Genomic DNA, 10,965 nt, shown 5'->3' on the forward strand with positions numbered 1-10,965 from the left:
TCTTTATAGAACCCCGCTTTGTATTTGCATTTTGAATAAAGGTCAGTTTTTATTTCACTTGGTGACCCGGTTTAGCCCCACTATCTGGGCTAAGTAAGAAAATATCTTCACCACCAGGGCCTGCGGCCATCACCATACCTTCTGAAATTCCAAAACGCATTTTGCGAGGTGCTAGGTTTGCAACCATAACAGTTAAGCGACCTTCTAATACTTTCGGATCAGGGTATGCAGAACGAATGCCGGAGAATACTTGGCGTGTTTCTCCCCCTAAGTCCAGTATTAATTTTAGCAACTTATCTGAGCCGTCAACGAAATCAGCCTGTTTAATTTCAGCAATGCGCATATCAATTTTGGCAAAATCATCAAATTTAATAGTTTCTTGAATAGGCGCGTCTGCTAATGGACCCGTGATTTCTTTGACTGGCGCAATGGTACTTTTTGAAGCTTCTACCATTGCATTGGCTTTATCCATTTCAATACGATTAAACAATGCTTTAAATTTAGTAATTTCATGGTTTAACAGCGGTTGCGACAGAGCATTCCAAGTTAATTCAGTTTGTAAGAAGGCTTCTGAACGTTCTGTTAAAGAAGGTAGAATTGGTTTTAAATAAGTCATCAGTACACGGAATAAGTTAATTCCCATAGTACAAATAGCTTGCAACTCAGCCTCTTTACCTTCTTGTTTAGCAACCACCCAAGGCGCTTTTTCATCAATATAGCGGTTAGCTTCGTCTGCTAATGCCATAATTTCACGAATGGCTTTACCAAATTCACGGTTTTCAAAACATTGTGCGATGCTTTCTTGCATATCGACGAAATGTTGATATAACTTCGCATCATCAAGGTTTGCCGCTAATTTGCCATCAAAGCGTTTACTGATAAAACCCGCAGTACGGGACGCGAGGTTAACCACCTTGTTGACGATATCGCTGTTTACACGCTGTACAAAGTCTTCTAAGTTTAGGTCAATATCATCAATACGTGATGAAAGTTTTGCTGCATAGTAATAGCGTAGGCAATCAGCATCAAAGTGATCAAGATAGGCTCGTGCCGTAATAAAGGTGCCGCGAGATTTTGACATCTTCGCACCATTGACGGTGACATAGCCATGCACAAATAGGTTGGTTGGTTTACGGTATTCACTACCTTCTAACACTGCCGGCCAGAATAAGCTGTGGAAATAAACGATATCTTTACCGATAAAATGGTATAAGTCAGTTTTGCTCTCTTTGTTCCAGAACTCATCAAAGCTTAAATCACCACGCTTTTCACATAGGTTTAAGAATGAGCCCATATAACCAATAGGGGCGTCTAACCAAACATAGAAATATTTACCCGGCGCATCAGGGATTTCAAAACCGAAATAAGGGGCGTCACGGGTGATATCCCACTGTTGCAGACCGCTGTCAAACCACTCTTGCATCTTATTGGCTACTTGCTCTTGCAATGCACCGGAGCGGATCCACTCTTGCAACATATTGCTAAAGGCTGGGAGATCAAAGAAATAGTGTTCGGTTTCACGCATTACCGGCGTTGAACCCGATACCACAGAGCGAGGATTAATTAATTCTGTCGGGCTATAAGTTGACCCACATACTTCACAGTTATCACCATATTGATCGGGCGCTTTACACTTAGGGCAAGTCCCTTTAACAAAACGATCAGGCAAGAACATGCCTTTTTCTTCATCATAAAGTTGAGAAATCGTTTTACTTTTAATATGACCATTTTTTTTCAGGGCTAGATAAATTTTCGTCGATAATTGACGATTTTCTTCACTGTGTGTGGAGTGATAATTATCGTAGCTGATATTAAAACCGGCAAAATCCTGTTGATGCTCTTTGCTCATCTCTTCAATCATGGCTTCTGGGGTAATACCCAATTGTTGAGCTTTCAGCATAATAGGCGTGCCGTGAGCATCATCAGCGCAGATGAAATGAACTTCTTTGCCGCGCATTCGTTGGTAACGGACCCAGATATCAGCCTGAATGTGTTCAAGGATATGACCGAGATGAATTGAACCGTTAGCATAAGGTAACGCGCAGGTTACCAATAATTTATTCGCGACGTGAGACATAGTAAGGATCTTACTTCCATTAAATTAAAAAAAGGGTCTTTGATGTTAACCTATCCGTCATGATGTCGCTAGGGCAATCATAGAGTTTTTGCAAGAGAAATTTCGCTTGGCAAATTGAGGTAAGGCATTATCGTAGTCATTGACTATCTGATATGATAGGTGCACTCAGATATTTAATGAATAACGAAAATGAGAGGAGCCGGGATGAGTGATAAATCCCCCGAGCAGACTACCCCTGAGATTCTGAAAGAAAAAGTTTCAGGTGTCTTGTCTACTTTTGAACACCCGACATTGAAACGTAATCTGCTTTCCCTAAAAGCATTACATCAGTGTGCGATGATTGATGATGTCCTTCATATCGAATTAGTGATGCCGTTTGTGTGGAAAAAACCTTTCCAACAACTGATTGAAGAAAAAACGGCAGAGCTGCGTAATATGACGGGAGCCAAAGCTGTTGAGTGGAAGCTAAAACACAATATTGCCACACTACGTCGTGCAAACGATCTACCAGGTATTAATGGCGTACGTAATATTCTGGCGGTGAGTTCAGGTAAAGGCGGGGTGGGTAAATCCAGTACCGCGGTAAACCTTGCTTTAGCGCTAGCACAAGAAGGGGCTAAAGTTGGTATTCTGGATGCGGATATTTATGGTCCATCCATTCCTAATATGTTAGGTACAACCATGGAACGCCCAACTTCACCAGATGGGCAACATATGGCACCTATTATGGCGTATGGTCTAGCATCTAACTCTATCGGTTATTTAGTCACAGACGATAATGCCATGGTATGGCGTGGTCCAATGGCAAGCAAAGCGTTGATGCAAATGCTGCAAGATACGTTATGGCCTGATTTAGACTACCTTGTGATCGATATGCCACCAGGAACGGGTGATATTCAATTGACCTTATCACAAAATATTCCGGTGACTGGCGCCGTTGTTGTTACAACACCACAAGATATTGCGCTGGTGGATGCGATGAAAGGCATTGTCATGTTCAAAAAAGTCAATGTACCCGTATTAGGTATTATTGAGAATATGAGTGCGCATATTTGTAGCAATTGTGGTCATCTTGAGCCTATTTTTGGTACTGGTGGTGCTGAGAAATTAGCCGAAAAATATCATTGCCAATTATTGGGTCAAATTCCACTGCATATCTCTTTACGTGAAGATTTAGATCGCGGACAACCGACGGTGATGCGTGATCCTGAAGGTGAATTCGCTGATATCTATCGTGAAATTGCTTCAACAGTTTCTGCGCAAATGTATTGGGATGGGGATGCTATTCCAACGGAAATTTCTTTCCGCGCGGTATAAGCGGTGAAACAATAATCTATTGATTATTATGGGAAGTCTTTTAGGCTTCCTTTTTTTTATCCGCTGAAATCTGACTATTTTTGATAAAAAACAAAGAGATTTTTGGTTTTACGCTGGAACCAGAAGGATTTCAAAACTATAATCTGCGCGAGCGTAATATTTACATATTATTACGTTATTCCTCTTTTTTATTTCAAACCAGGTTTTTTATTATGGCTGACACAGCACATCAGTGCACAATTGTAGGTATCGCTGGAGCCTCTGCTTCAGGTAAAAGTCTTATTGCCAGTACACTTTACCGTGAATTAAGAGCGCAAGTAGGTGATCATAATATCGGTGTGATACCAGAAGATTGCTATTATCGTGACCAAAGTGATTTAACAATGGAAGAGCGATATAAAGTTAACTACGACCACCCCAATTCGATGGATCACGCACTTTTATACCAACACTTGTGTGAACTAAAAGCCGGAAACGCCATCGAACTCCCTCAATATGATTATGTCGCTCACACCCGTAAATCAGAAACCATTCATTTTAAACCAAAAAAAGTTATTATTATTGAAGGTATTCTGTTATTAACAGATAAACGCTTACGTGAAGAGATGGATTTTTCTATCTTTGTCGATACGCCATTAGATATCTGTCTAATGCGTAGAATTAAACGTGATGTGAATGAACGTGGGCGTAGTCTAGATTCTGTTATTGAACAATATAATAAAACTGTTCGTCCGATGTTCTTCCAGTTTATTGAGCCTTCTAAACAATATGCCGATATTATTGTGCCTAGAGGGGGAAAAAACCGTGTTGCGATCGATATTTTGAAAGCAAAAATCGGACAGTTTTGTGAATAATTGAGTTCATTTGTAGGCAGCTTTCATGCATGATTAACCATGAAACTGCCTGTTTAACTTGAAGAAGGGAAATAAAATGCGATTATGCGACCGTGATATTATTCAGTGGCTTGATGAAGGTAAATTAGTCATTGAACCCCGCCCGCCTGTCGAGCGAATTAACGGCGCAACAGCGGATGTTCGCTTGGGTAACCAGTTTCGTGTTTTCCAAGGACATACTGCGGCTTACATTGACCTCAGTGGCCCCAAAAATGAAGTTAATGAGGCCCTTGAGCGGGTGATGAGTGATGAAATTGTATTACCAGAAGGCGAAGCGTTTTATCTTCATCCCGGAGAGCTTGCCTTGGCGGTTACATTAGAGTCTGTCACATTACCGGATAATGTAGTAGGGTGGTTAGATGGACGCTCATCTTTAGCGCGATTGGGATTAATGGTACACGTCACGGCTCACCGAATTGATCCGGGTTGGCATGGACACATCGTATTAGAATTTTTTAATTCAGGTAAACTGCCATTAGCATTAAGACCGGGTATGGTGATTGGCGCATTAAGTTTTGAACCTATGTCAGGCTCTGCGGATAGGCCTTACAATCGTCGCCAAGATGCGAAATATAAAAATCAACAAGGTGCGGTAGGAAGTCGGATTAGCGAAGATTAATTTTCATTAACGACTATTATCAACTTTATTAAGCGGGTAACAATATGAAAAGGTTTTTGACAACACTCGCCATTTTGCTTGTAGTGATTTTGGCAGGCTTAACGACATTAGTTTTGCTCATTAACCCTAATGATTTTCGTGGTTATCTTGTTGAACGCGTTGAAAAACAAAGTGGCTATAAATTAACCTTACAAGATGATATGCGTTGGCACGTCTGGCCAAAACTCAGCATTATTAGTGGTAAAATGTCATTAACAGCCCCCGGTGCTGAGCAACCATTGATCACTGCTGATAATATGCGTCTTGATGTGGAATTATGGCCATTACTTTCCCACCAGTTGGAAGTAAAAGAAGTGATGCTAAAAGGTGCCGTGGTTAGACAAACGCCTGAGAGTAAAGCAATACCTAAAATAACCCCGCCTTCTGTTGCCAATGAAGACAGTACTCGTCCGATTATTGAGCCAAAAACAAATCGTTGGCAATTAAATATTGCTAAGGTGAGGATCTCCGATAGTTTGATTATTTGGCAAACCAAAGGGGGAGAGCAACTTAATTTACGCGATATCAATTTATTATTAAAAACGGACGACAAAAAACAAATTAACCTTGAGATGAGCACCAAAATTAATCGTGATCGTCGCGAGTTAATGTTAAATGTTGTTGCTAATGCTGATATGAGTGGCTACCCATATCAAATCAGTGGCAATATCGCTCAATTAGATTATGCATTATCGGGAATAGGACTTCCGGCTCAAGGGATCTCCGGAAATTTAACCTCAGATTTCAATATTAAAAATGATAGTGTAAATGTTATTGCCTTAAATAATTTAAATATGACGGCAAATGAGAGTCAGTTACAAGGTAGCATCACGGCTGAATTGGCTAAAAAGAACCGCTATCAAGTGGAATTAACTGGGGACACTTTAAATTTAAATACCCTATTACCTGAGTTAGCACAGCCTAATTCATCTGAAACGGCATCGTTAACCTTGGCAAATACCCCGTCGAGATCATTCTCATTCTTTAGCCATGCTCAGGCTGCACCATCACCTAATGCAACTATTATGGCTCGTCCGGTTATTACCTCCGCGACAATTGAAAACAAAGCGTATGATTTAACCCACTGGGGTGATATTGAATTTAGCTTAAACTTAGCGCTCAATAAGTTATTGTATAAAGAATTAGAAATAAACAATGTTAAATTAACCGCATTAAATAACCCCAAATCATTAAATATTGATAGGTTAGAAGGGCAGATCCTAAACGGAAATTTCTCACTGCCTACGGTGATTTCTACTAGCATTGTGCCAGCGCATATTAGTATGAATGTCACAATGAATAATCTCCCTTTGCAACCTTTACTCCGTGTCTTTGATCAGCCAGAAAATTTCAGCGGTTTAATTTCTGCAAAAGGGCATCTAGAAGGTGCCGGATATAATCGCAACGCGTTTCTTAATAGCTGGCAGGGCACACTGGATACCTCATTAAGCGAATTTAAAATGCTAGGATTAAATATTCCACAAGTGATCCAGCAATCTATTGCACAAACAACCGATCAAGTGGTTTACCCTGAAGATATTGAGAACTATACCAAAGCAGATAGTGTGATTGCCCAGTTTAAACTAGCACCTAAAGGCCGAGTGACGTTAAATCAGTTAGATGCTCAAGCAAGTGCTTATCAGATCAGCGGGCAAGGTCAATTAGATCTACAACGTCATAATCTAGATGTGATGCTGATGGTTAATATCAAAAAAGGTTGGGGCAAAGAGAATGAATTTATTCGCCAACTGGCCAAAATAGATATTCCATTAAGATTGTATGGTAATTGGAATGCTATCCAATATGAGTTTAACGTTGAAAAATTACTACGTGATCAATTACAGCAAAAAGCAAAACAGGCCATAGATAATTGGTTAAATAAGCAAGATGATAGCCCCGAAGTTAAAGCGCTTAATCAATTATTGAAAAAAATATAATTTTTAAAGTTGTTAACAAGGTGGAATAAAATTTTATTCCACCTTGTTTTGTTTTTGGCTAATAAATTGATTTTATTAATTTATGATTAATAATCTCTTCTCTTATATTAAACAATATCTGTGGAACACAGATGCTGCATTACGTTTCTTATCCCCGTTCCCGGTTCCCTACCACCGTTAACAGAAAATGGATAAAATGATTAAATTATGCTCATAGTGCATTATGTTTATCATTTAATTCAGTTTTTGCCTAAAAAATACTCATTCGTACTGTTTACATGTAAAAAAATAGTCGTTTTTTTTGATATATGTCATACACTGCAACGTTGCCTTTGGGCAGAGTGTGTCCATTGCACTAAATGCAAAAAAATGATGATAAAAACAAAAAGCTTCATTTTATAAATAACTATCGTAGACAGGAACTATACATGATTGAAATTCTTATCGGCGCCCTCGTCGCTGTGGGTGTTGGGCGTTACATTGTTAAGGGATATTCGCCAACAGGTGTGCTACTTACTGGTGGGCTATTATTGCTTATCATCAGTGTGATTATGGGCAAATCAGTATTACCAGCTAGTGTCACAAGTACCGGTTATCGCTTAATCGATATTGTTGAGTATGTAAAAAATCTACTTATGAGCCGTGGTGGTGATCTGGGGATGATGATCATGGTGCTATGTGGGTTTGCTTCTTATATGACTCATATTGGTGCCAATGACGTGGTCGTGAAACTTGCCTCACGCCCATTAAAAATGATCAACTCACCTTATCTTTTAATGGTAGCGGCTTATATTGTTGCATGTTTAATGTCATTAGCTGTTTCATCCGCAACAGGTCTTGGTGTGTTATTGATGGCGACCTTATTCCCAGTGATGGTCAATATGGGAATTAGTCGTGGTGCGGCGGCAGCTATCTGTGCTTCACCTGCATCAATTATTTTAGCGCCAACCTCTGGTGACGTGATTTTAGCGGCACAAGCTTCTGAAATGCCACTTATTGATTTTGCGTTTAAAACAACACTGCCTATCTCTATTGCCGCAATTCTTGGGATGTGTATTGCTCACTTTTTCTGGCAACGTTATCTTGATCGTAAAGAGCATATCGAAACAGAGATGTTAGATGTGAACGAAATCAAAACTCACGCCCCTAATTTCTATGCGATTTTACCTTTCACACCTATTATTGGTGTATTAGTTTTTGATGGTAAATGGTTACCAGAGCTTCATATTGTTGCCATTATTATTCTTTGCATGATGTTATCTGCGGTTATTGAATTTATCCGTAGCTTTAGTGCTAAAGAAGTTTTTGCCGGTTTAGAAGTTGCTTACCGTGGTATGGCTGATGCATTTGCCCAAGTGGTAATGCTATTAGTTGCCGCAGGGGTTTTTGCGCAAGGTTTAACAACGGTTGGCTTTATTCACGCGTTAATTGATGGTGCACAATCATTAGGCTCAGGGGCGATTGTCATGATGATTGCATTAGTCTTAATTACTATGCTCGCGGCAATGACAACAGGCTCAGGGAATGCGCCTTTCTATGCTTTCGTTGAATTAATTCCGCGCTTAGCAAGTAATATGGGTGTGAATCCTGCTTACTTAACTATTCCGATGTTACAAGCATCAAACTTAGGACGGACTTTATCACCTGTATCGGGTGTGGTAGTTGCTGTATCAGGAATGGCAAAAATTTCACCTTTTGAAGTGATGAAACGCGTTTCTGTACCAGTATTGGTCGGGCTTGTGATTGTGATTGTTGCAACGGAAATACTGGTACCCAGCACATTAGGTTGATCATCAATAAATTATTGAAATAAAGTTAGCTTTATCTACTTTATTTTTCATTCTATTGACGGGCTTTGTTATGTATAGACAAAGCCCGTTTTTTATTAAGCACCATTTTCAGATAAAAAATATCCGCCTTAGAGACGGATATTTGGTTATTTAATAGAAATTAAGCTTCGTCGACGTTTTCTTCGTCTTCAGGTGTTGGTTCAACAATACGTACTTTATTAATACGGTGATTGTGTACATCTAATGGTTCAAATTCAATACCATCAATAACCACTTTTTCACCGACGGCAGGAACGCGTTGTAAGTGTTCCATCAATAAGCCAGCCAAGGTTTCATACTCACGTTTTTCATCCAACTTAATAGGAATATAAAGCACTAAGTCTTCCAGCGGTGTAAAACCATTGACAGTCCATGAGCCATCTTCATTCTGTACTAAGTCGTGACGAGAGTCATTTTCCTCTGTACTTACTGGTAAATTACCGGCGATGGTTTCCATTACATCGGTTAAGGTAACAATGCCTTCGACAGAGCCAAACTCATCAACCACAAAGGCAAAGTGAGTATGAGCATTACGGAATTGTTCTAATGCCTGTAATAGTGATAACCCCTCAGGGAAGATTAAGGGTTGTGTAATTAATAAACGCAAATCTAATGGTTCATTACGTAACTGTTGATTTAATAATTGAATAACATTTACCACGCCGATAGGTTCGTCGCTATTTTCTTCGTCGGTAATAACGAGACGAGAATGGGGATCTTCTTCTAGTAATTGGCGAATATCATCTTGGGTGGCTTTTAGATCAACATATTCAACATCATGGCGTGAAGTCATAATACTATTGACGTTTCGCTGGCTTAAACCCAGAACGCGCACAATCATTTGGCGCTCTTGAGGATCAAACACCTCTTCTGTATTAGCAACTAAATCAGAAGTGTGAGGGTCAAGTTCAGAGGCTTCTGGTTTACCATTAATAATGCGCAATACCGCTTCCGCTGTACGTTCACGCAAAGAGCGAGAAGCTGATAAGAAGCGTCGACGGTTAAACTGTGCGAGTTGGTTAAATATCTCTATCATAATAGAGAAACCAATGGCAGCGTATAAATAGCCTTTAGGTATTGGATAGCCAAACCCTTCTGCAACTAAGGCAAAACCAATCATCAATAAGAAGCTTAAACATAAAATAACAATAGTTGGGTGATTATTGACAAATGTGGTTAATGGCTTACTTGCGAGGATCATCAAGAACATCGCAATAGTTACAGCAGCAATCATAACGCCGAGATGGTCAACCATCCCTACCGCAGTGATAACAGAGTCTAGAGAGAATACAGCATCTAGTACAATAATTTGCGCAACAACAGACCAAAAACTCGTGGTTTTACGTTGTTTTCCCTCGTTATGATCTTTACCTTCTAGCCGTTCATTAAGCTCCATTGTGGCTTTGAAAAGTAAGAATATCCCTCCGAGGAGCATGATTAAGTCTCTGGCACTGAAAGGATGATCAAACAGTGTGATAAGAGGTTTGGTTAGGGTGATAAGCCAAGAGAGACTAAATAGCAGTACAATCCGCATAATAAGAGCACACAATAATCCTGTGATACGTGCTTTATCTCTTAATTTTGCTGGGAGTTTATCTGCTAGAATAGCAATAAAAACAAGGTTATCAATACCAAGTACGATTTCGAGAACAATAAGGGTGGAAAGACCTACCCATATCGTCGGATCTACGATCCATTCCATACAGTTTGTTTTACCTTCTATAAAGACGGCATATGCCGACTTGGGAATAATGAGCAATTTAGCGGAATTTTTCAATAAATTATTATTGATAGTGGCAGAATAATTTCATTTTATCCAAAGCACCGTAAAACCCCGTCCTTCAGGTCGAGGATATAAGGCGCGGTTTTTTAACTAACTAGGTGTTTCCTGTTGCTCAATGCAATGATTGTCATTGAGGACTTAAAGGTCAGTAACATGTCTAAATCGGCAAAAGGTACGACAGAACGGCATGGACGGAACGTAAAAGCTAAATCTGGTTTAAACCGCTCAATACTGGAGCAGGGCTGGTATGATATGCGCCGTCAGCTTGAGTACAAGCAGCTCTGGCGAGGTGGTCAGGTAGTGGCAATACCACCAGCCTACACCAGTCAGAAGTGCGCTTGCTGTGGTCATACAGCAAAGGAAAACCGCCAGTCACAAAGTCAATTCGAGTGCCTTGAATGTGGATATACAGCGAATGCTGATATCAACGGGGCACGTAACATTTTAGCGGCAGGACATGCCGTGCTTGCC

7 protein-coding genes and 2 pseudogenes are annotated in these 10,965 nt (G+C 40.0%); 6 read left to right on the forward strand and 3 right to left on the reverse strand.

Annotation, left to right across the window (positions count from 1 at the left end):
* Window positions 1-49: 49 nt before the first annotated feature.
* Window positions 50-2,077, reverse strand: coding sequence for a methionine--tRNA ligase (metG, locus tag AACU95_RS17840; RefSeq protein ID WP_004252094.1), 2,028 nt, complete (start codon window positions 2,075-2,077; stop codon window positions 50-52).
* A 204-nt stretch (window positions 2,078-2,281) separates the two neighbouring features.
* Here metG and apbC point away from each other — a divergent pair, with 204 nt between their 5' ends.
* From apbC to dcuC, 5 genes are all read left to right on the forward strand, one after another.
* A complete protein-coding gene (apbC, locus tag AACU95_RS17845; protein ID WP_004247590.1) occupies window positions 2,282-3,394 on the forward strand; it encodes an iron-sulfur cluster carrier protein ApbC in 1,113 nt (370 codons plus the stop codon).
* A gap of 212 nt (window positions 3,395-3,606) precedes the next feature.
* Window positions 3,607-4,248 carry a uridine kinase gene (udk, locus tag AACU95_RS17850; RefSeq protein WP_004247591.1) on the forward strand — a complete coding sequence of 214 codons (642 nt, stop codon included), beginning with the start codon at window positions 3,607-3,609 and terminating at the stop codon, window positions 4,246-4,248.
* A 76-nt stretch (window positions 4,249-4,324) separates the two neighbouring features.
* On the forward strand, window positions 4,325-4,906 hold the full coding sequence (dcd, locus tag AACU95_RS17855) for a dCTP deaminase (RefSeq protein ID WP_004244515.1): 582 nt from the start codon (window positions 4,325-4,327) through the stop codon (window positions 4,904-4,906).
* 44 nt (window positions 4,907-4,950) lie between these two features.
* Complete coding sequence (gene asmA / locus AACU95_RS17860) at window positions 4,951-6,882, forward strand: outer membrane assembly protein AsmA (protein ID WP_017628453.1); 1,932 nt, start codon at window positions 4,951-4,953, stop codon at window positions 6,880-6,882.
* 428 nt (window positions 6,883-7,310) lie between these two features.
* Window positions 7,311-8,672, forward strand: a complete 1,362-nt coding sequence (gene dcuC, locus AACU95_RS17865) for an anaerobic C4-dicarboxylate transporter DcuC (RefSeq protein WP_004247593.1) — start codon at window positions 7,311-7,313, stop codon at window positions 8,670-8,672.
* A 160-nt stretch (window positions 8,673-8,832) separates the two neighbouring features.
* Here dcuC and AACU95_RS17870 read toward each other — a convergent pair whose 3' ends face one another.
* Window positions 8,833-10,413 (reverse strand): TerC family protein, encoded by a 1,581-nt coding sequence (locus AACU95_RS17870; protein WP_004247594.1) that lies wholly within the window; start codon window positions 10,411-10,413, stop codon window positions 8,833-8,835.
* A gap of 105 nt (window positions 10,414-10,518) precedes the next feature.
* Window positions 10,519-10,611 (reverse strand): annotated as a pseudogene (locus AACU95_RS17875) (IS200/IS605 family transposase); the annotation flags it as partial.
* Here AACU95_RS17875 and AACU95_RS17880 point away from each other — a divergent pair.
* Window positions 10,609-10,965, forward strand: a pseudogene (locus AACU95_RS17880) (RNA-guided endonuclease InsQ/TnpB family protein); the annotation flags it as partial. The pseudogenes AACU95_RS17875 and AACU95_RS17880 sit on opposite strands and share 3 nt — an antisense overlap.

Source organism: Proteus sp. G4415 (assembly GCF_963896075.1).
Taxonomy (GTDB): Bacteria; Pseudomonadota; Gammaproteobacteria; order Enterobacterales; family Enterobacteriaceae; genus Proteus; species Proteus mirabilis.